The organism is Mycobacterium farcinogenes (assembly GCF_019739075.1).
GTDB lineage: Bacteria > Actinomycetota > Actinomycetes > Mycobacteriales > Mycobacteriaceae > Mycobacterium > Mycobacterium senegalense.
In genome coordinates, this window is the sequence record NZ_CP081673.1 from 4,559,769 (window position 1) to 4,581,441 (window position 21,673).

21 protein-coding genes are annotated in these 21,673 nt (G+C 66.0%); 13 read left to right on the top strand and 8 right to left on the bottom strand.

Annotated elements, in window-relative coordinates:
* Both K6L26_RS21665 and K6L26_RS21670 read left to right on the top strand, forming a co-directional pair.
* On the top strand, positions 1 to 1,518 hold the full coding sequence (locus tag K6L26_RS21665) for a flavin-containing monooxygenase (protein ID WP_043367722.1): 1,518 nt from the start codon (positions 1 to 3) through the stop codon (positions 1,516 to 1,518).
* A gap of 9 nt (positions 1,519 to 1,527) precedes the next feature.
* Entirely contained in the window at positions 1,528 to 2,337 is an 810-nt protein-coding gene (locus K6L26_RS21670; protein ID WP_043367721.1) for a MerR family transcriptional regulator, read from the top strand.
* Here the strand turns inward: K6L26_RS21670 and K6L26_RS21675 are convergent.
* Genes K6L26_RS21675 through K6L26_RS21685 form a run of 3 tightly spaced genes read right to left on the bottom strand, consistent with a single transcriptional unit; the run spans position 2,324 to position 5,193 of the window.
* Positions 2,324 to 3,505 (bottom strand): thiolase family protein, encoded by a 1,182-nt coding sequence (locus tag K6L26_RS21675; protein WP_019343408.1) that lies wholly within the window; start codon positions 3,503 to 3,505, stop codon positions 2,324 to 2,326. The genes K6L26_RS21670 and K6L26_RS21675 overlap by 14 nt on opposite strands.
* Before the next feature lie 52 nt (positions 3,506 to 3,557).
* Complete coding sequence (locus K6L26_RS21680; protein WP_064899930.1) at positions 3,558 to 4,430, bottom strand: enoyl-CoA hydratase/isomerase family protein; 873 nt, start codon at positions 4,428 to 4,430, stop codon at positions 3,558 to 3,560.
* Entirely contained in the window at positions 4,420 to 5,193 is a 774-nt protein-coding gene (locus tag K6L26_RS21685) for a FadR/GntR family transcriptional regulator (protein WP_064899928.1), read from the bottom strand. The genes K6L26_RS21680 and K6L26_RS21685 overlap by 11 nt, the downstream gene beginning before the upstream one ends.
* Positions 5,194 to 5,258: 65 nt before the next feature.
* Between K6L26_RS21685 and K6L26_RS21690 the strand changes: the two genes are divergently transcribed.
* From K6L26_RS21690 to K6L26_RS21730, 9 genes are read left to right on the top strand one after another with little or no spacing between them, the layout of a single operon-like run.
* A complete protein-coding gene (locus K6L26_RS21690; RefSeq protein ID WP_064899926.1) occupies positions 5,259 to 6,077 on the top strand; it encodes an enoyl-CoA hydratase/isomerase family protein in 819 nt (272 codons plus the stop codon).
* A 14-nt stretch (positions 6,078 to 6,091) separates the two neighbouring features.
* A complete protein-coding gene (locus K6L26_RS21695; RefSeq protein ID WP_064899924.1) occupies positions 6,092 to 6,907 on the top strand; it encodes an enoyl-CoA hydratase/isomerase family protein in 816 nt (271 codons plus the stop codon).
* Between the two features lie 38 nt (positions 6,908 to 6,945).
* On the top strand, positions 6,946 to 7,716 hold the full coding sequence (locus tag K6L26_RS21700) for an enoyl-CoA hydratase/isomerase family protein (RefSeq protein ID WP_064900051.1): 771 nt from the start codon (positions 6,946 to 6,948) through the stop codon (positions 7,714 to 7,716).
* A complete protein-coding gene (locus tag K6L26_RS21705; RefSeq protein WP_064899922.1) occupies positions 7,716 to 9,164 on the top strand; it encodes a class I adenylate-forming enzyme family protein in 1,449 nt (482 codons plus the stop codon). The genes K6L26_RS21700 and K6L26_RS21705 overlap by 1 nt, the downstream gene beginning before the upstream one ends.
* Positions 9,157 to 10,593 carry a class I adenylate-forming enzyme family protein gene (locus tag K6L26_RS21710; protein WP_064899920.1) on the top strand — a complete coding sequence of 479 codons (1,437 nt, stop codon included), beginning with the start codon at positions 9,157 to 9,159 and terminating at the stop codon, positions 10,591 to 10,593. Before K6L26_RS21705 ends, K6L26_RS21710 begins: the two co-directional genes overlap by 8 nt.
* On the top strand, positions 10,586 to 12,073 hold the full coding sequence (locus K6L26_RS21715; protein ID WP_064899918.1) for a class I adenylate-forming enzyme family protein: 1,488 nt from the start codon (positions 10,586 to 10,588) through the stop codon (positions 12,071 to 12,073). The genes K6L26_RS21710 and K6L26_RS21715 overlap by 8 nt, the downstream gene beginning before the upstream one ends.
* Positions 12,070 to 13,197, top strand: a complete 1,128-nt coding sequence (locus tag K6L26_RS21720; RefSeq protein WP_064899916.1) for an NDMA-dependent alcohol dehydrogenase — start codon at positions 12,070 to 12,072, stop codon at positions 13,195 to 13,197. Before K6L26_RS21715 ends, K6L26_RS21720 begins: the two co-directional genes overlap by 4 nt.
* On the top strand, positions 13,194 to 13,592 hold the full coding sequence (locus K6L26_RS21725; protein WP_064899914.1) for a PaaI family thioesterase: 399 nt from the start codon (positions 13,194 to 13,196) through the stop codon (positions 13,590 to 13,592). Before K6L26_RS21720 ends, K6L26_RS21725 begins: the two co-directional genes overlap by 4 nt.
* The gene (locus K6L26_RS21730; protein ID WP_064899912.1) at positions 13,589 to 14,416 is read left to right on the top strand and encodes a TIGR03619 family F420-dependent LLM class oxidoreductase; all 828 of its coding nucleotides are present in this window, start codon (positions 13,589 to 13,591) and stop codon (positions 14,414 to 14,416) included. The genes K6L26_RS21725 and K6L26_RS21730 overlap by 4 nt, the downstream gene beginning before the upstream one ends.
* Positions 14,417 to 14,433: 17 nt before the next feature.
* Here the strand turns inward: K6L26_RS21730 and K6L26_RS21735 are convergent, their stop codons facing one another.
* The 5 genes from K6L26_RS21735 to fabG all read right to left on the bottom strand — a co-directional run bounded on the left by K6L26_RS21735 (position 14,434) and on the right by fabG (position 19,529).
* Positions 14,434 to 15,621 (bottom strand): CaiB/BaiF CoA transferase family protein, encoded by a 1,188-nt coding sequence (locus K6L26_RS21735; protein WP_019343396.1) that lies wholly within the window; start codon positions 15,619 to 15,621, stop codon positions 14,434 to 14,436.
* Positions 15,622 to 15,715: 94 nt separating this feature from the next.
* The gene (locus K6L26_RS21740) at positions 15,716 to 16,384 is read right to left on the bottom strand and encodes a GntR family transcriptional regulator (RefSeq protein ID WP_019343395.1); all 669 of its coding nucleotides are present in this window, start codon (positions 16,382 to 16,384) and stop codon (positions 15,716 to 15,718) included.
* Between the two features lie 3 nt (positions 16,385 to 16,387).
* Positions 16,388 to 17,581 (bottom strand): acyl-CoA dehydrogenase family protein, encoded by a 1,194-nt coding sequence (locus K6L26_RS21745; RefSeq protein WP_064899910.1) that lies wholly within the window; start codon positions 17,579 to 17,581, stop codon positions 16,388 to 16,390.
* Positions 17,578 to 18,792: an acetyl-CoA C-acetyltransferase gene (locus tag K6L26_RS21750; protein ID WP_221851495.1), complete on the bottom strand. Its 1,215-nt coding sequence runs from the start codon at positions 18,790 to 18,792 to the stop codon at positions 17,578 to 17,580. The genes K6L26_RS21745 and K6L26_RS21750 overlap by 4 nt, the downstream gene beginning before the upstream one ends.
* Positions 18,789 to 19,529, bottom strand: coding sequence for a 3-oxoacyl-ACP reductase FabG (gene fabG / locus K6L26_RS21755; RefSeq protein ID WP_019343392.1), 741 nt, complete (start codon positions 19,527 to 19,529; stop codon positions 18,789 to 18,791). The genes K6L26_RS21750 and fabG overlap by 4 nt, the downstream gene beginning before the upstream one ends.
* Positions 19,530 to 19,643: 114 nt before the next feature.
* Here fabG and K6L26_RS21760 point away from each other — a divergent pair, with 114 nt between their 5' ends.
* On the top strand, positions 19,644 to 20,825 hold the full coding sequence (locus tag K6L26_RS21760; protein ID WP_064899906.1) for an acyl-CoA dehydrogenase family protein: 1,182 nt from the start codon (positions 19,644 to 19,646) through the stop codon (positions 20,823 to 20,825).
* Between the two features lie 25 nt (positions 20,826 to 20,850).
* Positions 20,851 to 21,672: a mycofactocin-coupled SDR family oxidoreductase gene (locus K6L26_RS21765; RefSeq protein WP_019343390.1), complete on the top strand. Its 822-nt coding sequence runs from the start codon at positions 20,851 to 20,853 to the stop codon at positions 21,670 to 21,672.
* Position 21,673: the final 1 nt, after the last annotated feature.

A 21,673-nucleotide genomic window follows, 5' to 3' on the forward strand; every position in this document is an offset into this window, starting at 1 on the left:
ATGACTGCTTCTTCCTCGGCCGTTGCCATCATCGGCGCCGGATTCGCCGGTATCGGTGCGGCCATCCGGCTCAAGGCCCAGGGCGTCGACGACTTCGTCATCTTCGAGCGCGATCACAGGGTCGGCGGAACCTGGCGCGACAATACCTATCCCGGTGCGGCCTGCGACATTCCGTCGCGGCTGTACTCGTACAGCTTCGCGGCCAACCCGGACTGGTCGCACACCTACTCGGGCAGTGCCGAGATCCTGCAGTACATCGACGGCATGGTCGAATCGTCCGGTATCGCACCGAAAATCCGCTTCGACCACAACGTCGTCGGGGCCTCCTACGACGCGGTCGCCGGCGAATGGACCCTCAACCTCAAGGGCCGGGAACCGGTACGGGCACGAAACGTCATCGTCGCTTCCGGTCCGCTGGCCAACGCCAGCTTCCCGGACATCCCCGGGATCGACACATACGAAGGCCACAAGATTCACAGCGCCCGGTGGGACCACGATTACGATTTCGCGGACAAGCGGGTCGCGGTCATCGGGACCGGTGCCAGCGGGGTACAGATCGTGCCCGAACTGGTGAAGACCGCGAAGTCGGTCAAGGTCTTTCAGCGGACCCCCGGATGGGTACTGCCGCGGGTCAATACCGCAACCGGCAGCTGGCTGAAGCGCCTCTACCGCAACGTCCCGCTGACCCAGAGCCTGATGCGCAGCGCCTGGTACTGGGGACACGAATCGGTCGCCCTCGGTGTGGTCTGGGACAGCCCGTTCACCCGGATCGTCGAGGCGGTCAGCAGCGCCAATCTCCGCCTGCAGGTAAAGGATCCGTGGTTACGGCGCCAGCTGACACCCGATTATTCCGCCGGATGCAAACGGCTGCTGATGACCAGCGAGTACTACCCCGCCCTGCAGGCCGACAACTGCAAGTTGGTGACCTGGCCCATCGCCCGCCTGTCCCCCAACGGCATTCGTACCGTCGAAGGCATCGAGCATCAATTCGACTGCATCGTGTTCGCCACCGGGTTCGACGTCTGCAAGGCCGGCACCCCGTTCCCGATCACCGGGAACGGCGGCCGCGAGCTGGCTGCCGAATGGAGTCGCGGCGCCTACGCCTATCGCAGTGTTGCCGTGGCCGGTTACCCGAACCTGTACTTCACCTTCGGCCCCAACTCCGGACCCGGCCACAGTTCGGCCCTGGTGTACATGGAGGCTCAGATCAACTACATCGTCGAGGCGATCTCCACGGCCCTGCGGTACGACTGGAAATCGCTGGAAGTACGGCACGAGGCCCAGGACCGCTACAACGAGCACATCCAACGCCGCCTCCAGTCGACGACGTGGAATTCCGGTTGCCAGAGCTGGTACCTGACCGAGGACGGTTTCAACGCCACCATGTATCCCGGCTTCGCCACCCAGTACGTCAATCAACTCAAGAACGTGAATCTGCACGACTACAAGATCACCGCGCGTCGCGATGACGAGATCGCCCTGGCTCAGGTCAGCGGCGACACCGTGCCCACCGGATAGGATTCCGTGGTGGCCGAGTATCGGATTGACGACCTCGCTCGGGAAGCGGGGACGACAACCCGGAACGTACGCGTCTACCAGGACAACGGGCTGCTGCCCCGGCCTCAGCGCCGGGGCAGGGTCGCGATCTACACGGATCGACACCTACGCCAACTGCGCGCGATCACGCGGCTGCTCGGCGAGGGCTTCACGCTCAAACACATCACGAAGTTCCTGACCGGATTGCAGCCCGGTCAGAACCTCGTCGACGTGCTGAACCTGTCCGACCTCGAGGAACTCGTCACCGCACCGTGGTCGCGCGCGGAGCCACGCACCATGTCCCTGAGCGAGCTCGAAGAACGGCTCGGCGAGCTGGACGCCTCGATGCTGAGCCGGCTCACCACACAGGGCCTGATCGCACCGACCGCCGATGCGGACATCTACGCGGTGACCGATGTCCGGCTCATCGACGACTTCGGCTCACTCGTCTCCCGGGGCATGCCGCTCGAGATCCTCCTGAAAACCAGCGCGGCGGTCGACAAGTTGCTCGACGCGGCCGCTCGTGAGCTGACTCGCGGCGGTCATACCGAAGTCGTCCGCCAGCGGGGGCCGGGCTGGTTGCCCACCAACGATGCCGAACTGGCCTGGGCCGCCGATCTGGTGGACACCATGCGCCGGGCGGCCAGACGACTCGCGCACGCCAGCTTGGATCGCGCGTTCGACGAAGCCGTCCGCGCGGAGTTGCACGAGTACCAAACTGCGGGCAAGGGCGAGCCCGACGGGGACATCGCACCGGATGGCCCCCGCCGGGCTCACGCCAAACGCGCTAAACCTCGATGACCAGCCCGCCACCCTGACCGCCGCCGGCGCACATCGCGGCCACCCCGATACCGCCGCCACGGCGCTGCAGTTCGTAGATCAGCGTGGTCACCATGCGGGCACCGGAGGCCGAGATCGGATGGCCGAGGCTGCAACCGCTGCCGGAGAAGTTCACCAGTTCCTCGTCGATGCCGTACTTGCGCACCGCGGCGATCGGTACCGACGCGAACGCCTCGTTGATCTCCCACAGCGCCACATCCGAGGGCTTGAGCCCGGCGCGGTCGAGGACCTTGCCGATCACCTCGACGCCGCCGAGACCTGTGTCACGAGCGGCAACGCCGACTGCACCCCACGCCCGCACCTTGGCCATCACGTTGAGGTTCTCCGCGGCCGCGTAGTCGTCACCGACCAACGCGACAGCAGCGGCAGCGTCGTTGGTGCCGCTGCTGTTGCCCGCGGTGATGGAGAATCCTTCGATCTCCGGGTGCAGGACCTTGAGTTCGGCCAGCTTCTCGGCGGTGGTGCCGCGACGCGGATGCTCGTCGACGCTGAACTCGATGACCGAACCGTCGGGCTGGTTGACCTTCAGCGGCACGATCTCGTCGAGGAACTTGCCCGCATCGATCGCGGCGATGGCCCGCTGATGCGACCGCGCGGCCCAGGCGTCCATGTCCTCACGGGTGATGCCGGCTGCCTGCGCGGTGTTCCAGCCGACCGTGATCGACATGTCGCGCATCGGCGCATCCGGGGTCTCGACGTGCGTCGGGGTCATCCACGGCTCGATGAACTCGATTTCCGGCCCGAACCCGGGCACTCGCCACTTCATCAGCGGCGAGGAGGACAACGACTGCACACCGCCGGCGACAAGAACCCGCTCCATGCCGGAGCCGATCTGCGCCGCGGCATTACCGATCGCGGTGAGTGACCCCGCGCAATGCCGGTTGACGGCCTGACCGGGCACCGATTCCCATCCCAGAGCGTCGGCCGCGTAGCGGGCGATATCACCGCCGCCGTAGTTCGACTCGGCGAAGATCAGATCGTCGATGGCTTCCGGGGCGATCCCGGCACGACGCACGACCTCGGGCAGGACGGTGGTGATCAGGGTTTCCGGCGGGGTGTTGACCAGGGTCCCCTTGAAGGAACGGCCGATCGCTGTGCGGGCAGCGCCCACGATGACGGGTGTTGGCATGGTTCCACCTTTACGCTATGTCTAGTTTGTGTAACGGTATCAGGACGGGTTTCTACTGCGGTTCGGGGACGTGGAAATGTTCGTCACGCAGCCGGAACGCTTCCTTGGTGCCATGCTGCGCGCGGGTCTTGACGAAGTTGAACTCGCCGGGCGAGAACTGCAGGTTGGTGCCGTAGGCGTGGAAGATGTAGCTGGCCACCTCCTCGCCCTGGTAGGCCTGGCTCTGTTCGACGAGCCGGAACGCCTCCTTGGCGATCACCACCCCGTCGGCCGGCATCTTGGCCGCCTTGGCCGCCCAGTACCGCGCGCGGGCGCTCACCTGGCCGGCGTCACACGTGTCGGTGAAGATGCCGAGGTGCTCGATCGAGCCGGCCTCGATGATGTCGCCTGTCAGCAGCATCCGCCGGGCCAGCACCGGACCGAGCCGGTGGAAGAACATGTGCAGGCTGCCCAGCGCCGGGCCGAGGAACCGGGTGGCCGGCATCCCGATCTTGGTATCGCGGGCGATCACCGAGATATCGGTCATCAGCGCCATCTCGAACCCGCCGCCGAGCGCGTAGCCACTGATCTCCCCCACGGTGACCTTCGGGAAGCCCATGAAGTTGTGGTAGAAGCCAAAAGACTTGCGGTCCACGGTGAGTCGGCGCCGCTGACTGGGACGTGACTTCTTCTGCTCTTCGCGCGGACGCTCACCGCCGTACCAGCCGTAGGCATTGTTCATATCGGCACCGGTGCTGAACACGCCCTCTGCACCACGCAGCAGCACTACGGTCAAATCATCGTCGTCGGCCACGATGTCGAGGTAGCGGGCGATCTCGTCACGCATCACCGCGTCGTAAGAGTTGCGCTGCTTGGGATTGTTCAGCGTGATGGTGGCGACGCGGTGGTCCGCATCGACCTCGAACAGCACCCGATCATCGGTCATGCGAAATCAACCTCGCTTCAATGGTTTTTCCGTCGCCGGCGGCCAACGTGGTGCGCCGCGCGGCAGTGAGATGGTCGGCCGCGAGCTTGCCGGCCCGCGCCGTATTTCCGTCGGCGATCGCATCCACCAGCCGCTGATGGTCCCGCAGCGCGGCCCGCATGGTGGAGGCGGACATGCCCGCCTCACCCTCGCCTGTCCACACCCCGGACTCGTGCGTCGACCAGATCAGCTCCAGCGAGCCGATCAGCAGAATCATGGGTTCATTGCCACAGCGCGAAACCAACGCCTCGTGAAATCGCCGGGCGTTGGGTACGTACTGCGACATGTCGTCGTATTGCGCTGCCTGCCGGTCGATCTCATCCTGCAGGTACGGCACGACCTCGGTAGCACGGTCCGCGCGGGCAGCACACATGCCCGCGCAGATCGGTTCGAGGTGCAGCAAGGCCTCACTCACATCGGCCGGAGTGGCAGAGCGGGTCTGCAGCACCATGCCGATCATGTGGGCGGTGCGGTCGGCCGAGGGCATCTGCACCACTGCTCCGCCGACGTTTCCGCGACGCACAGAGATCAACCCGTCGGCCTCGAGCAGGTGAATGGCTTCTCGCAAGGCCGGTGGGCTGACTCCGAACTCCTGGAACAGGCTCTCCTGGGTGGGCAGGATGTCCCCCTCGCGCAGGCGGCCGGACAGGATGTCGTCGCGCAGCTTGGACGCGATGATCTCGGCAACCCGGGGCTGCCGGATGCGCCGTGCGCGTCCTTCCATCGGCGACCTTTCCTTGCTAACTTGTACAAGATACTAACCGCATCGCCTACTGTATGGGCAACTGTATGGATTTGGGAAGGCTGACTCAGGTGAGTGACGGTTCCGTGACCACATCCTGCGTGGACTCCGCCCTGCGCATCACCCTCGACCGGCCAGAGCGGCGTAACTCGTTGAGCCACCGCATGATCGACGACCTGGTCGACACTTTGACCGCGGCCGCCTACGACGATGCGCTGCGGGCCGTCGTGATCACCGGAGCCGGTGAGGACTTCTGCACCGGAGCCGATTGGGTCGCCACCAACGATTCCGGTCAACGGCCCCGCACCGGCGATCTGGTCCGCCGGATTCCCCACACCGCGCACCGCGTCATCGAGCTCGTCGCCACCATCCAACTCCCGGTGGTGTGCGCCGTGCGGGGGTGGGCCGTCGGGCTGGGATGCAACCTGGCGCTGGCCGCCGACTTCACCATCGCCGACGCCGGGGCGACGTTCTGGGAGCCGTTCATGAACCGCGGGTTCACCCCTGACTCCGGGGCCAGCTGGCTGTTGCCACGGCTGGCTGGGGTGGCCCGGGCCAAACGAATGCTGCTACTCGGTGAGAAGGTCAGTGGCACACAAGCCGCCGACTGGGGGTTGATCCACAGCGCGGTGCCCTCCGACGACTTGGACACCGATGTCGACACGCTGTTGGCACGACTGGCCGCCGGGCCCACCGTCGCGATCGGCCTGGCCAAGCAGGCCATCGCCTACGGCCAACACGCCACGCTGTCGCAATCGCTCAACCAGGAGCTGTCCAATCTGGAACTCTCCTGCCGCACAGCCGATTTCAAAGAGGGCCTGGCCGCGTTCCGCGAGCGACGCGACCCGGACTTTCAGGGTCGATGAACCGAAGGAAGACGATGACCACTATTGCGACCTACGACACCATCAAGTACGAGGTGGACGGACACAAGGCCACCATCACATTGAACCGGCCCGATGCGCTCAATGCGCTGTCGCCGCATATGATCACCGAGCTGCGGGCGGCCTACGCCGAAGCCGAGAACGACGACAGCGTCTGGCTGATGATCGTCACCGCCAACGGCCGCGCCTTCTGCACCGGCGCCGATGTCAAGGAGATCCCCGGCGACGGAAAGGTCGTCAACGAGCGGCCCTACCTGTCCACCTACGAACAATGGGAGGCACCCCAGGAGGGCACCCCGCCCTTTCGGAGCATGGCCAAGCCAGTCGTAGTGGCGATCAACGGTATCTGTTGCGGGGCCGGTTTGGATTGGGTCACCACCGGTGACATCGTGATCGCCTCGGACAAGGCGACGTTCTTCGACCCGCACGTCAGCATCGGCCTGGTCGCCGCGCGCGAGATGGTGCGCCTGGCCAAGGCACTGCCCCGCTCGGTGGCGCTGCGAATGGCCTTGATGGGCAAGCACGAACGGATGACCGTCGAGCGCGCTTACGAACTCGGTCTGATCACCGAGATCGTCGAGCACGACAAACTGTTGGAGCGCGCCCACGAGATCGCCGACATCGTATGCCTCAACGCCCCGCTGGCAGTGCGGGGCACCCGCCTGGCCATTCACAAGACGCTGGATCTGCCGTTGCACGACGGCGAGATCCTGGCTGAGACGTTCCGTGAGCGCGTGGTCCGCACCGAGGATGCGCTCGAAGGGCCACGGGCGTTCGTGGAAAAGCGCAAGCCCAACTGGCAGGCGCGGTAATGGTCGATGAGCGCTTGCGCGAAGAGGAGACAGCTCTGATGACCATCCTTCTCGACTTCGACCACGATTCCCGCGTCGCGACCGTCACACTGAACCGGCCCGAAGCGCTGAACTCGTTCAACCGCGCGATGTGCAAGGAGATGCGCGATGCGTGGCACGCCATCAAAGACGACGAGGGCATCAACGCCGTGGTGTTGCGGGCAGCGGGCGACCGGGCGTTCAGCGCCGGGCTGGATGTGAAGTCCAGTTATGGGCAGCCCGAGATCGTCTGGAACCACGAGGATCCCGGCGAGTTACTCAGCCCGAAGTGGCAGAAGATGTGGAAACCGGTGGTGTGTGCCGTGCAGGGCATGTGCACGGCCGGGGCGCTCTACTTCGTCAACGAATCCGATGTGGTGATCTGCTCGCAGGAAGCCACGTTCTTCGATTCTCATGTGAGCGCCGGGTTGGTGTCGGCGTTGGAGCCGATCGGCCTCATGCGCCGGGTAGGGCTCGGCGATACCTTGCGGATGGCGTTGATGGGCAACGACGAACGCGTCAGCGCCGAGACTGCCCTGCGCATCGGGTTGGTGACCGAGGTGGTGGCCAGAGACCAATTGTGGGACCGGGCGAACGAAATCGCCACCACCATCGCCGCGAAACCGCCGACAGCCACCCAAGGTACCGTGAAAGCGATCTGGGAATCCTTGGACCGGCCCTACCGTGCCGCCATGGATCAGGGCCTCATCTATACCCGACTGGGCAACCCGATCGCCAAGGCGGAACTCGCCGCACGTCCCCTGCCCAAGACCGCACCCCGGATCCGCTGATGGCTCATCCGCTCTCCCAACGCATCGACGATGTCCTCGATCTCGACCCGGCCGCGAACGCCATCCAGTACGACGGCCAGTGGTACACCTGGGGCCAGGTCGCGGCGCCGGCACGGCGCATCGCCGCGGTGTCGGCCGGCAACCGGGTCGGGATTCTGCTGCGTAACCAACCCGCCCACGTGGCGGCGCTGCTCGGCGTGCTGGCCGCCGACGGCACTGTCGTGGTGATCAATCCGTCCCGGGGCGACGAACGCACCCGCGCCGACATCGAGGCACTCGACCTTCCGGTGTTGATCGGTTCGGCGGAGGACATCACCGCGCTGACGACGCCCTCCGCCGCGACCACGACGGTAACGATCCGCGACCTCGACACTCCGCCCGAGATCCGGCGGGCCCAGAATCCGACGCCGGATCCCGGACGGCCAGGGGTAGCGGTGTGGATGCTGACCAGCGGCACCACCGGCCCTCCCAAGCGGGTGGACCTGACCTACGACATGCTGGCCCGCAGTGTGATCGGACGCGATCCCGAAAATGCCCCGACACCGACAGAATTGCGCCGTGGCGTGGCCATCGTCAACTCACCGCTGGTGCATGTCGGTGGTGTGTTCCGAGTGTTGCTGTGTATCGCCGAGGCCCGCCCCTTCGTGCTGCTGCCCAAGTTCGAGCTGGCGCGCTGGGCCGCCGCCGTACGCGAACACCGGCCGCGGGCCGTGTCGCTGGTGCCTGCCGCGCTGCGCATGGTGCTGCACTCCGACCTCACCCGCGACGACCTGTCCGGCGTCCAGGCGGTCACTTCCGGCACCGCGCCCCTGTCCGCTGACGATGCCGATGCCTTCACCGAAAAGTTCGGCATCCCGGTGCTGACCTCCTATGCCGCGACCGAGTTCGGTGGCGGGGTGGCCAGCTGGACACTTGCTGATCACCAGCAGTACTGGAAAGCCAAGCGCGGCAGCGTGGGGCGGGCCAACCCCGGCGCGCAGCTGCGGGTGGTCGGCGAGGACGGCAAGCCGCTCGGACCCGACGAACAGGGCTTGCTGGAGGTCAAGCCGGCACAGTTCGACGCCGACGGGGACTGGCTGCGCACCACCGACCTGGCCCGCATCGACGCCGACGGATTCGTCTGGATCCTCGGCCGCGCCGACCAGGCCATCATCCGCGGCGGGTTCAAGGTGATGCCCGATGATGTCCGTACCGCCCTGGAAAGCCACCCCGCGGTACGCGGGGCGGCAGTGATCGGCATATCCGATGACCGACTGGGCGAGACTCCGGTGGCGATGGTGGAGCTGCACGGCACCACCACCGTCGACGCTCTGCTCGACTACCTGAGTGCCCGCCTGGCCCGCTACGAGATCCCCACTGACATCGCCATCGTCGAGACCATTCCCCGAACCCCCTCGGGGAAAGCTGATCTCGGCGCGGTACGGCACCACTTCACCTCACGTGTCTGACACTGTTGCAGAGCTCCTGCGGGCGGTCAGCGATCGCCCGCTGTTGGTCTGCGACGAAGAGCGGATCAGCTACGCCGAGGCGCGGCGCCGCTCCGCCGAGGTCGCCGGCGGCCTGATAGCCCTCGGCGCCGGCAAGGGCACACACGTCGGGTTGCTCTATCCGAACGGTGTCGATTTCGTAGTGGCGATGTTGGCGGTAGCCCGCATCGGTGCGGTGGCGGTGCCGTATTCCACCTTTCTCACCGCGGCCGAGCTGCACAGCCAGCTGCGCGCCAGCGATACTGCGATCCTGCTGTCGGCCCGCAGTTTTCGGCACCACGATTACGAGCACCGCCTGGAAGCGGTCGATACTCCGTGTCTGCAGCATGTGCTGTTCGACCTGCCGCACGCTGACCCGCGGTTGCCGGCCGATATCGAAGCCGATGTGGACGCGTGTGACCCGCTGGCCATCATCTACACCTCGGGATCCACCGGCTCCCCCAAAGGCGTGATCCACACGCACGGTTCACTGATCGGACATCAGCGCAACCTCAACGCCATCCGCGGGCTCACGGCCGACGACCGGCTGTTCTGCAACTCCCCGTTCTTCTGGATCGGCGGCTTCGCTTTCGGGCTCCTCGCCACGATGGTGGCCGGGGCGACGCTGGTCTGTTCGAATGCGACCGATGCCGGTGCCACCCTCGATCTCATCGAAGCCGAGAAACCCACCACGACCAACGGTTTCCTCGCCGGCATCGCCCACCTGAGCAAACACCCCAGCTACCAGGACCGCCACTTCTCGGCGAGGCGCGGCAACCTCTACCCCGTCATGGCGCCCGACTGCCGCCCCACCGACTCGGAACTGCGGCACAACATGCTGGGGATGACCGAAACCGGCAGTGTGGTCCTGATCGATGCCGACGATGGTGATCAACCCGAGCACCGTCGCGGCAGTTATGGCCGCCCCGCACCCGGATTCGAGACCACAGTGCTGCCGTCGGGCGAATTATGCGTGAGGGGACCGTATCTCATGCAAGGTTATTACGGTCGAAACCGCGAGGAGTGCTTCGATACCGACGGCTGGTTTCACACCGGCGATCTGGTTCGTGTCGACGACGACGGATACTTCTATTTTCTGGGCCGGGCCGGCGCGATGATCAAGACCGCCGGCGCCAATGTCACCCCCGGCGAGGTCGAGAAGGCGCTGGCCGATCTCGGTGTCACCGCCCACGTCCTCGGATTGCCCGACAGCGGGCGCGGGCAGATCGTAGCGGCCGTGATCGTCACCGATGACCCCGTCGCCCTCGACGTGGTGCGTAGCCGGCTGCGCACCACGCTGTCCGCCTACAAGGTGCCGCGGGCATTCACGGTATGCCGCCCCGCCGACCTGCCGACGCTCTCCAGCGGCAAGCTCGACATGAGCGCACTGGCAAGGCTGTTCGATGACTGACACCATCGACGCGCTGGTGCGCGCTCATTCGTCATCGACCAAACCGGCGGTGGTCGATCCGTCGATGCGGATTTCCTATTCCGAACTTGAGCGCAGTACCGCCGAATTGGCAGCCGGGTTCATTGCCGCCGGAGTCACCAAAGGCTCCCGCGTCGGGCTCATCATGCCCAACGGAGTGCAGTGGGTGCAGACTGCGATTGCCCTGATGCGGATCGGCGCCGTCCTGGTGCCGTTGAGCACTCTGCTTCGGCCAGGGGAACTCGCGGCGCAATTACGCATGGCGTCGGTGTGGTTCCTCATCGCGGTTGACGAGTTCCGTGGGCATCGTTACCCGGTGAACCGGAATGAACTGCCCGCGCTGCGGACTGTGTGGACCGCCGAGGAAGCACAGCGGGTCAGCGGACCACGTGCCCGGGCTGATGCGCTGGCGTCCTGCGTGCGCGAAAGCGACCCGATGGTCATCATGTTCACCTCGGGAAGCAGTGGAGCGCCCAAGGGTACTGTCCATTCGCATCGAAATGCCCTGGGAGCCGTCCGTTCTGGACTCGATGCGCGCTGTATCACCGCCGACACCCGGCTATATCTTCCGATGCCGTTCTTCTGGGTCGGCGGTTTCGGTGCCGGCGTCCTCTCGGCGCTGCTCGCCGGGGCCACCCTGGTCACCGAACCGGTCCCCCGCTCCGAATCCACGCTCGAACTCCTCGAACGCGAACAGGTCACGCTGTTTCGTGGCTGGCCCGAACAGGCCGAGGCGCTGGCCCGCCACGCCGGAGCCGGGGACCTCAGCGCGCTACAGCCGGGAAGCCTCGAAGCCCTCTTGCCGGACCAGATGCGGTCCCGCCCCGGAGCGCGAGCGTCGTTGTTGGGGATGACGGAATCGTTCGGGCCGTACTGCGGATATCGAGCAGACACCGACATGCCGGAATCGGCATGGGGCAGCTGCGGTAAGCCGTTCGACGGCATGGACGTACGCATCGTCGACACCGAAACCGGCGCACCGGTGTCCCCTGGCCAAACCGGGACAATCCAGATCCGTGGCCCGCACGTGATGCGGGGCATCTGCCGGCGCAGCCGAGAAGACGTCTTCACCGCCGACGGCTACTACCCCACCGGTGATCTCGGCCACCTCGACGGCGAGGGATTTCTGTTCTACCGAGGCCGATCGGACGACATGTTCAAGGTCCGTGGCGCGACGGTCTATCCGAGTGAAGTGACCCGGGCGCTGCGATCTGTTTCCGGCGTCCGCGCCGCCTATGTGGTCAACGTTCCCGACGGCCAGACCAATCGGGTCGGTGCGGTAGTGGTGGGCGACGGGCTGTCGGTGGAGGCGCTGCGTAGCGACATTCTTTCGGCCATCAGCTCGTTCAAAGTGCCCACGCTCTGGCTCGTCCTCGATGAGGACGACGTCCCGCGCGGGGCCACCGGAAAGGTCGACAACGCAGCACTGCGGGCCATGTTGAGGGAAGGTGTTCCGCGATGAAAACCAAAGGGGCCCTGGTATGGGACTTCGGTCAACCGTGGTCGATCGAGGAGATCGACATCGGTGATCCGCGCAAGGGCGAGGTGAAGGTGGCCCTGGAAACCGCGGGGTTGTGTCATTCCGACCATCATTTGATGACCGGAGACATCCCGATGGCCGACTTTCCCATCCTGGGCGGGCATGAGGGCGCCGGGGTGATCGTCGAGGTCGGGCCCGATACCGAGGGCCTGGCGGTCGGAGATCACGTGGTGATGTCCTTCATCCCGTCCTGCGGTAGCTGCCCGGCGTGCCAGACCGGCCTCCGCAATCTCTGTGACCTCGGCATGGGCCTGCTCGCCGGCGCGTCGGTTTCCGATGGCTCATTCCGGGTGCAGGCCAAGGGACAGAATGTGATTCCGATGTCCCTGCTGGGCACGTTCTCCCCCTACGTCGTGGTACATCGAACCTCGGTGGTCAAGATCGACCCGTCGATTCCCTTCGACGTGGCATGCCTCGTCGGCTGTGGGGTGACCACCGGATACGGCTCGGCCGTGCGCAGCGCGGCGGTCAGGCCGGGAGAGGACGTGGCAGTCATCGGCGTCGGTGGAGTCGGCACCGCGGCCCTACAGGGAGCCGCGATCGCCGGTGCCCGGCGCATCTTCGCGGTGGATCCGATCGAATGGAAGCGTGAACAAGCACTCAAGTTCGGTGCGTTCGCGGCCTATCCCGACGTGACCACCGCCCTGGCCGAAGTGGCTGCGGCAACCGGAGGTCGCATGTGCCGCAAGGTCATCGTGACCGTCGGACGTACCGAGGGGCGCGATGTCGAGGCATGGATGCAGCTCACCGCCAAGGGCGGAACCTGTGTCTTGACGGCAATGGGCAACGTGATCGATTCCGAGACGAAGCTGAACCTGGCAGGTTTGACCTTGCTGCAGAAGAGCCTGCAAGGAAGTCTCTTCGGAGGCGGCAACCCTCAGTTCGACATACCCGAACTCCTCACGTTGTATCAACTGGGCCAATTGAACCTCGACGACATGGTCACCCGCGAGTACCGGCTCGAACAGATCAACGATGCTTACCGGGACATGTTGGAGGGACGCAACATCCGCGGGGTGATCCGCTACACCGAGGCAGACCGTTGACCTCGAACATCTTCGAACTGTTCGAGCTGATCGGCTATCGGGATGCCCCCGGATCGGCCGACGAGGCAGTGGTCGAGCTTCCCGTCGCCCCGCACGTGGTCAACACCAACGGCGGCCTGCAGGGCGGTCTGCTCGCGACCCTGGTCGACACCGCGGCCGGCAAGCTTGCCATGCGGCAATTGCCATCGGGGCACAGCGTGGTGACCTCGGACCTCAACCTGCGCTACCTTCGGCCGGTTACCGACGGCTCCGCCCGCGCCGTCGCCCGCATCGTGCATACCGGCAAACGGTCCATGGTCATCCAGGTCGACATCTTCACCGTCCCGGACAACGACCTGGCCGTCATCGCCACCGTCAGCTTTGCGAAGATCCAAGCCAAAGAGGCAACGTCGTGAAGCTCGGACTGTCCACACCTATCGTCATGCAGCATCCCGGTGAGTTCTCGCCGTGGGAGGCTGACGCCGGCCCTGACGAGCTGGCACTGGTCGCCGAGACCGCCGATCGTTTGGGGTTTCACCACCTCACCTGCGCCGAGCACACCGGTATCCCCGCCTCGGCCGCCGGGGTGCGCGGGACGGTGTACTGGGATCCGCTGGCCACCTTGTCATTCCTGGCGGCCCGCACCCGCCGGATCCGACTGGCCACCGCCGTGGTGGTGCTCCCCTATCACCACCCCGTGGCGCTGGCGAAGAGCTATGGCACCCTCGACCGGCTCAGTGGCGGGCGCGTGATCCTCGGTGTCGGCGTCGGATCTCTGACCGAGGAGTTCGAACTGCTCGGTGCCCAGTTCGACGACCGCGGGGCCGCGGCCGACCGCGACATCGCCCGGCTGCGGGCCGCGTGGGGTCAGCCGGTGGTCGACGGCTTTGCGATCGAACCCCACGCCACCACCACCGACCTGTCGGTCTGGGTGGGCGGGCGCACCAAACGCTCGCTGCGTCGGGCTGTCGAATTGGGCACCGGCTGGATGCCTTTCGGCCTCTCAGCCGACACGATCGCCGAGCTGCTCGCGCCGCATGACCTGCCCGCGGGTTTCGACGTCGTCCTGTCCCCCGGTGCGGCGCTGGACCCGTTGGGCGATCCGGACGCCGCACGCGGGCGTCTGAGCCGGTTGCGCGACGTCGGAGCCACCATCGCCAACTGCTCGGTGCAGGCTCGCAATGCCGAACACTTCTGCGAGCAGCTCGCGGCGCTGCAGGCGATCGGCGAGGATCTGTAGTCATGCAATGTTGACGATTACACGATGGCGTTGGTCCGCAGCTCGGAGATCTGTGCGGCGTCATAGCCGATCTCGGCGAGCACCTCGTCAGTGTGTTCCCCCAACAGCGGAGCCCGCCGGCGGATCGTGCCCGGTGTCGCCGACATCCGGAACGGGGTTTCGATGATCGGCACGTCCCGTGAGGCTCCCGGATACGGGACCCGCTGCAGGTAACCCATGGCCTGAATGTGCGGATCGTCGAGCACATCCTGCGTGGAATGTAACGGTGCGGCCGGCATTTTCGCCTTCTCCAGCAGTTCCAGTACTTCGGCCTTGGTCTTGTCTGCGCACCAGTCGGCCATGATGTCGTTGAGAACATCGCCGTTGGCCCAACGGGTGTCGTCGTTGGCGAACCGAGGATCGTCGAACAGTTCCTCGCGCCCCACCAGCCGGCACCAGCGCTTGAACATCGGCTGTCCGGCGACTTGCAGCAGAACCCATTGATCGTCGGCGGTGCGATACAGATCGCACGGCGCCACCGACGCGCCCTGGTTGCCCATCCTGGGCTTGTCGACCTGCAGCAGTTCCCGCTCGATCAGGAACGCGTTCGACAACATCAGCGCGGTCGGCAACAGGGCACCCTCGACGTGCTGGCCCGCACCGGTCTTGTCGCGGTGGTACAGCGCCATCATCACGCCGATCGCCAGAGTCAGCGCGGTGCCGAAATCCGCGTAGGGCACCACGGTTCGGATCGGCTGATCCGGCAGGCCCTGCCGGTAGACCGCCCCCGACATCACCTGCCCGGCGCCGTCGAAGCCGATCTTGTCGCTGTACGGACCGCCCTCACCGTAGGCGGTGGCGCTGGCCAGGATGATGTCGGACTTGACTGCCTTGAGCGTCTCGTAGTCCAGTCCGCTGGCCCGCATCCCGGCTGCCGGCATGTTGGCGATCACGATGTCGGCCTGGGCCACCAGGCGGCGGGTGATCTCGGCGCCCTCAGCGGTGGTGGAGTCCAGCGTCAGTGAGCGCTTGTTGCGGTTGCACTGCAGGAAGGTGCCGCCCTCCCCACCCTCTGTGACGGCCTGCACCCAACGGTCTTCCCCGCCTTCGCGTTTCTCCACGCGCAACACGTCGGCACCCATGTCGGCCAGGATCGCGCTGCACCACGGTGCCGCGATGAACCGGCCGTAGTCGAGCACCCGGATCCCGTCGAGAACCCCTGCCATACTCGCTCGCCTTCCTTCGGCGAGCAGACGCGTATGTACCCATTTCCGGCTGAAATCGGGTACATACGCGTCTGCTCGCGGGTCAAAGTTGCCTCTACTCGAGCACGCCCATGCGGTGGAGGTGTTCGGTCAACGGTTTCGACGCCGCGCACAGATGCTCGGCCATGGCGTCGCGGGCCGCCTCCCCGTCACGTGCCTTGAGCGCGGCCAGTATCCGGCGGTGGTCATGCGTGGACTGCTCAGGCCAGCCTTCGACGGTCGGATACACCGATTCCAGTGCGTACCGGGTGATCTGGGACATCAGCTGGGCCAGCTTCGGCGATTCGGCGGCCCGGTTCACACCGCGATGGAAGGCGTGGTTGAGCCGGACGGCCGCGTCGTGATCATCGCGGGCATAGGCGTCTTCCAGCTCCCGCTGGATCCGGTCGAGTTCGTCGAGTTGCCCGTCGCTGATCTGGCCCGCCGCCCGCGAAGCCAGCTGCCCACCGATGTGGGCCTGCACGCCGGCCACGTCGTCGATGTCACGGCGCGTGACCGGCAGCACCAGAAATCCACGCCGGGGTTGTTGGGTCAGCAGCCCTTCGGTGCGTAGGCCGAACAACGCCTCGCGCACCGGCGTCACGCTGATGCCCAGTTCGTCCGCGAGCTGCTCGAGGCGGATGTATTTGCCGGCCGGATAGGTGCCGTCGAAGATCCGTCTTCGGATCAGCCGGGCCACATCCTCGGCCAGCTGCGGCCGGGCGGCGAAATCGGGTATGGACACGGCTCAGACCCGATAGTCGGACAACAGTCGCTTGCTGATGATGTTCTTCTGGATCTCGCTGGTGCCCTCGCCGATCAGCAGGAAGGGAGCATCGCGCATCAGCCGCTCGATCTCGTACTCCTTGGAGTAGCCGTAGCCGCCGTGGATCCGGAAGCTCTGCTGGGTGACCTCCGAGCAGAACTCGCTGGCCAGGTACTTCGCCATACCGGCGGCGACGTCGTTGCGTTCACCGGAGTCCTTGAGCCGGGCGGCGTTGACCATCATCAGGTGGGCCGCTTCGACTTTCGTCGCCATCTCGGCCAGTTGAAACGCCACTGCCTGATGTTCGGCGATCGGTTTGCCGAAGGTCTCCCGCTGCTGTGCGTAGCGGACCGCCAGCTCGAAGGCCCGGATTCCGACACCGCAGGCGCGAGCCGAGACGTTGACGCGCCCGACCTCGACCCCGTCCATCATCTGGAAGAAGCCCTGGCCGGTGACGCCGCCGAGCACGTCGTCGGCACTGGCCCGGTAGCCGTCGAAGATCAGCTCGGTGGTGTCGATGCCCTTGTAGCCCAGCTTGTCGAGCTTGCCCGGGATGGTCAGGCCGGGCACCACTTCACCGAAGCCGGTGGGCTTTTCGACCAGGAACGCGGTCAGGTTTCGGTGCGGCTTGTCCGCACCCTCGTCGGTGCGTACCAGCGCTGCCACCAGCGTCGAGCTACCGCCGTTGGTCAGCCACATCTTCTGGCCGTCGATCGTGTACGTACCGTCGTCGTTCTTCTTGGCCCGGGTGCGGATGGCCGCGACGTCGGAGCCCAGCTCAGGCTCGGACATCGAGAAAGCCCCACGGGTCTCGCCGGTGGCCATGCGCGGCAGGAACTTCTGCTTCTGGGCGTCGGTTCCGTGCTGGCGGATCATGTAGGCGACGATGAAGTGCGTGTTGATCACGCCGGACACGCTCATCCAGCCGCGGGCCAACTCCTCGACACACAATGCGTAGGTGAGCAGCGATTCGCCGAGGCCGCCGTACTCCTCGGGAATCATCAACCCGAACAGGCCCATGTCCTTCATCTGGTCGACGATGGCCTGCGGGTAGGTATCGGAGTGCTCCAGCTCCTGGGCGCTAGGGATGACCTCCTTGTCGACGAATTGCCGTACCGTCGAGACGATCTCGGTCTGGAACTCGGTGAGTCCCAGGGTCTGGGCAAGTCTGGTCATGACACCCTCTCGAATACCGCGGCGAGGCCCTGCCCGCCGCCGATGCACATGGTTTCCAGGCCGTACCGGGCCTGACGCCGATCCAGTTCCCGGGCCAAGGTGGCGAGCATCCGCCCGCCGGTGGCCCCGACCGGATGTCCCAGCGAGATACCGGATCCCCGGACGTTGGTGCGCTCGAGGTCGCCCTCGCCGAACTTCCATTCCTTCATCACGGCCAGCGCCTGAGCGGCGAACGCCTCGTTGAGTTCGATGAGGTCGATGTCGCTCAACTGCAGATCGGCCTTGGCCAGGGCCACCTCGGTCGCCGGAACCGGCCCGATGCCCATGACATTGGGCGCGACACCCGCCGAACCCCACGACACCATGCGCACGAGTGGCCGCAGACCGAGCTCGGCCGCCTTCTCCGGGGTGGTCACGATGCACATCGACGCGGCATCGTTCTGACCGCTGGAGTTGCCCGCGGTCACGGTTGATTCCGGATCCTGCTTGAGCAGAACGGGTTTGAGCTTGGCCAGGGCTTCCACCGTGGTGTCCGCCCGCGGGTGCTCATCGGTGTCGATCACCGTGTCGCCCTTACGAGAGCTGACCGTCACGGGAATGATCTCCTCGGCCAGAACGCCGGATTCCTGGGCTGCCACGGCGCTGCGATGCGAGCGCACCGCGAGCTCGTCCTGCTCGATGCGGCTGATGCCGTATTCGCGGCGCAGGTTTTCGGCCGTCTCCAGCATTCCGCCCGGCACCGGATAGAACTGCCCACCGGCGGTGGTGCGTCCGCGCGCCAGCCCGTCGTGAATCTGGACACCGGTACGCGCTCCGCCCCAACGCATGTCGGTGGAGTAGAACGCGACGTTGCTCATGCTTTCCGCACCACCGGCCACCACCAGATCGTTGTCACCGCTGCGTACCTGCAGGCAGGCCTGGATTACGGCCTGCAGCCCGGACCCGCAGCGCCGGTCGACCTGCATGCCGGGAACCGTCACCGGTAGGCCGGCGTCGAGCGCCACCACGCGGCCGATGGCCGGAGCTTCACTGTTGGGATAGCAGTGCCCCAGAATCACATCCTGCACCTGCTCCGGTGCCACACCGGAGCGCTCCAGCAGACCCTTGAGTGCGGCGACGCCGAGTTCGACGGCGGTGAGAGACGCGAACATGCCGCCGTAGCGGCCGATCGGGGTGCGGACCGGTTCGCAGATAACCGCGTCGCGGGTCATACGTGCCGACCTCCGGTCACCTCGAGCACGGTACCGGTCATGTACGACGACAGGTCGCTGGCCAAGAACAGTGCCACCTTGGCCACCTCGTCGGGTTCGCCGGCACGGCCCATCGGAATCTCGGCCAGCTTCTGATCCCAGATCCGTTGCGGCATGGCCTCGGTCATCGCCGAGCGGATCAGCCCCGGCTGGATCGCGTTGACGCGGACCCCGAGATGGGCAAGCTCCTTGGCCGACGCCTTGGTCATGCCGACGATGCCGGCTTTGGCCGCCGAGTAGTTGGTCTGGCCGACCAAGCCAACCTTGCCCGAGATCGAGGACATGTTCACGATCGCGCCGCGCTTGTTCTCGCGCATGATCGCCGCGGCCGACTTGGTGCCGTTCCAGGTGCCCTTCAGGTGCACGGCGATGACCTGGTCGAACTGCTCCTCGGTCATCTTGCGCAAGGTCGCGTCACGCGTGATGCCCGCGTTGTTCACCATGATGTCCAGCCCGCCGAATCGCTCGACGGCGGCCTGCACGAGCGCCTCCACCTCGGCGGACGATGTCACGTCGCAACGGACTGCGGTTGCCACGTCGGGGCCACCGAGCTCCTGGGCGGCCGCCTCGGTGGCTTCCAGGTTGACGTCGCCGAGCACCACTCGAGCACCCTCGCCGATGAAGCGTTTCGCGATGGCCAGGCCCAGACCCTGGGCACCGCCTGTCACCACTGCAGTCTGACCGGTCAGCAACGACACCTGATCACCTAACTTTCGATCGCGGGGGCTCTGTCTAGCTCAGATCATATTTCATATACGATATTGGACATTCATCGCCCCTGCGGATTCCGCGCGACGAAATGGAGCTCACCTGTGACCACGACCGCGGCCACTTCAGAAGTCAGCGACGAGGACTTCGCCGAGATCCTGGCGCAGACCCGCAGCTTCATCCGTTCCGCCGTGATGCCCCGTGAGAACGAGATCCTGGCCACCGACCAGGTACCCGACTATCTGCGCGACCAGGCCAAGGACATGGGCTTGTTCGGTTACGCGATTCCCCAGCAATGGGGTGGCCTCGGCCTCAACCTGGCCCAAGACGTCGAACTGGCAATGGAATTCGGCTACACGTCGCTGGCCTTGCGGTCGATGTTCGGCACCAACAACGGCATCGCCGGGCAGGTCCTGGTGGGTTTCGGCACCGATGAACAGAAGTCCCGGTGGCTGGAAGGCATCGCCTCCGGCGAGGTGGTCGCCTCGTTCGCCCTCACCGAACCCGGCGCCGGGTCCAACCCGGCGGGCCTGCGCACCAAGGCCGTTCGCGACGGGGACGATTGGGTGATCGACGGCCAGAAGCGGTTCATCACCAACGCGCCCACTGCCAATCTGTTCGTCGTGTTCGCCCGCACCCGCCCTGCCGATGCCGACGGCCCGGGCATCGCAGTGTTTCTCGTGCCGGCCGATACCGCCGGCGTCGAAGTCGGCGCCAAAGACGCCAAGATGGGTCAGGAAGGCGCCTGGACCGCCGACGTGAACTTCACCGGCGTTCGGGTGCCGAACAGCGCACTCGTCGGCGGCAGCGAGGACGTCGGCTACCGTGCCGCGATGACCTCCCTGGCCCGCGGCCGGGTCCACATCGCGGCACTCGCGGTCGGATCCGCTCAACGCGCGCTCGACGAGTCCGTCGCCTACGCCGCCGCGGCCACCCAGGGCGGCCAGCCGATCGGCAGCTTCCAGCTGGTGCAGGCGATGATCGCCGATCAGCAGACCGGGGTGATGGCCGGCCGGGCCCTGGTGCGTGACGCCGCGGCCAAGTGGGTGTCCGGCGAGGACCGACGCATAGCGCCCTCAGCGGCCAAGCTGTTCTGCACCGAAATGGCCGGTAACGTCGCCGATCTCGCGGTGCAGATCCACGGCGGCACCGGCTACATGCGCGAGGTCCCGGTCGAGCGCATCTACCGCGAGGTCCGGCTGCTGCGCCTCTACGAGGGCACCAGCGAGATCCAACGACTCATCATCGGCGGCGGGTTGGTCAAAGCCGCCCAGCGCCAGCACTGAATCACGCACTCATCAAGGAGAATCCATGACCGAGCGGCTCGCCGGAAAAGTCGCGTTCATCACCGGAGCTGCCCGCGGGCAGGGACGTGCCCATGCGGTGCGCATGGCCAAAGAGGGCGCTGACATCATCGCGGTCGACATCGCCGGGCCGTTGCCGCCGAGCGTGCCCTACGACTCGGCCACCCCCGAAGATCTGGCCGAGACCGTGCGCCTGGTCGAGGCCACCGGCAAGCGCATCATCGCCACCGCCGCCGACACCCGCGACCACGACGCGTTGAAGACCATCGTCGGCAAGGGCGTCGCCGAGTTCGGTCGTCTCGACGTGATCGTCGCCAACGCCGGTATCACGGTGCCCGAACCCTGGAACGAAACCACCCCTGAATCATTCCGGGACGTCATGGACATCAACGTCACCGGCACCTGGAACACCGTGATGGCCGGTGCCCAACACATCATCGACGGCGGACGCGGCGGGTCGATCATCCTGATCAGCTCGGCCGCCGGGATCAAGATGCAGCCGTTCATGGTGCATTACACCGCCAGCAAGCATGCCGTCGCAGGCATGGCCCGGGCTTTCGCAGCGGAGTTGGGTAAGCACAAGATCCGGGTGAACAGCCTGCACCCAGGCGCGGTCAACACGCCGATGGGAACCGGCGACATGCTGGCCGCGCTGAACCGGGCCAATGACACCAACCCCGGCCTGATGCAGATGGTGACGCCGTTCCTGCCGGATTACATCGCCGAACCCGAGGATATCGCCGACGCCGCGATCTGGCTGGCCAGCGACGAGTCGCGGTATGTCACCGCCAGCCGGGTGGCGGTCGACTTGGGTTCCACGCAGTTCTAGC

Bases quoted from the DNA above. Each gene is read 5' to 3' on its own strand.
- K6L26_RS21665 (WP_043367722.1), top strand. From the start codon at position 1: ATGACTGCTTCTTCCTCGGCCGTTGCCATCATCGGCGCCGGATTCGCC.
- K6L26_RS21675 (WP_019343408.1), bottom strand. From the start codon at position 3,505: ATGCCAACACCCGTCATCGTGGGCGCTGCCCGCACAGCGATCGGCCGT.
- K6L26_RS21680 (WP_064899930.1), bottom strand. From the start codon at position 4,430: ATGACCGATGATCGGGTGCTGTTCGAGGTCGATGCGGACCACCGCGTC.
- K6L26_RS21685 (WP_064899928.1), bottom strand. From the start codon at position 5,193: ATGGAAGGACGCGCACGGCGCATCCGGCAGCCCCGGGTTGCCGAGATC.
- K6L26_RS21690 (WP_064899926.1), top strand. From the start codon at position 5,259: ATGGATTTGGGAAGGCTGACTCAGGTGAGTGACGGTTCCGTGACCACA.
- K6L26_RS21695 (WP_064899924.1), top strand. From the start codon at position 6,092: ATGACCACTATTGCGACCTACGACACCATCAAGTACGAGGTGGACGGA.
- K6L26_RS21700 (WP_064900051.1), top strand. From the start codon at position 6,946: ATGACCATCCTTCTCGACTTCGACCACGATTCCCGCGTCGCGACCGTC.
- K6L26_RS21705 (WP_064899922.1), top strand. From the start codon at position 7,716: ATGGCTCATCCGCTCTCCCAACGCATCGACGATGTCCTCGATCTCGAC.
- K6L26_RS21715 (WP_064899918.1), top strand. From the start codon at position 10,586: ATGACTGACACCATCGACGCGCTGGTGCGCGCTCATTCGTCATCGACC.
- K6L26_RS21720 (WP_064899916.1), top strand. From the start codon at position 12,070: ATGAAAACCAAAGGGGCCCTGGTATGGGACTTCGGTCAACCGTGGTCG.
- K6L26_RS21735 (WP_019343396.1), bottom strand. From the start codon at position 15,621: ATGGCAGGGGTTCTCGACGGGATCCGGGTGCTCGACTACGGCCGGTTC.
- K6L26_RS21745 (WP_064899910.1), bottom strand. From the start codon at position 17,581: ATGACCAGACTTGCCCAGACCCTGGGACTCACCGAGTTCCAGACCGAG.
- K6L26_RS21750 (WP_221851495.1), bottom strand. From the start codon at position 18,792: ATGACCCGCGACGCGGTTATCTGCGAACCGGTCCGCACCCCGATCGGC.
- K6L26_RS21765 (WP_019343390.1), top strand. From the start codon at position 20,851: ATGACCGAGCGGCTCGCCGGAAAAGTCGCGTTCATCACCGGAGCTGCC.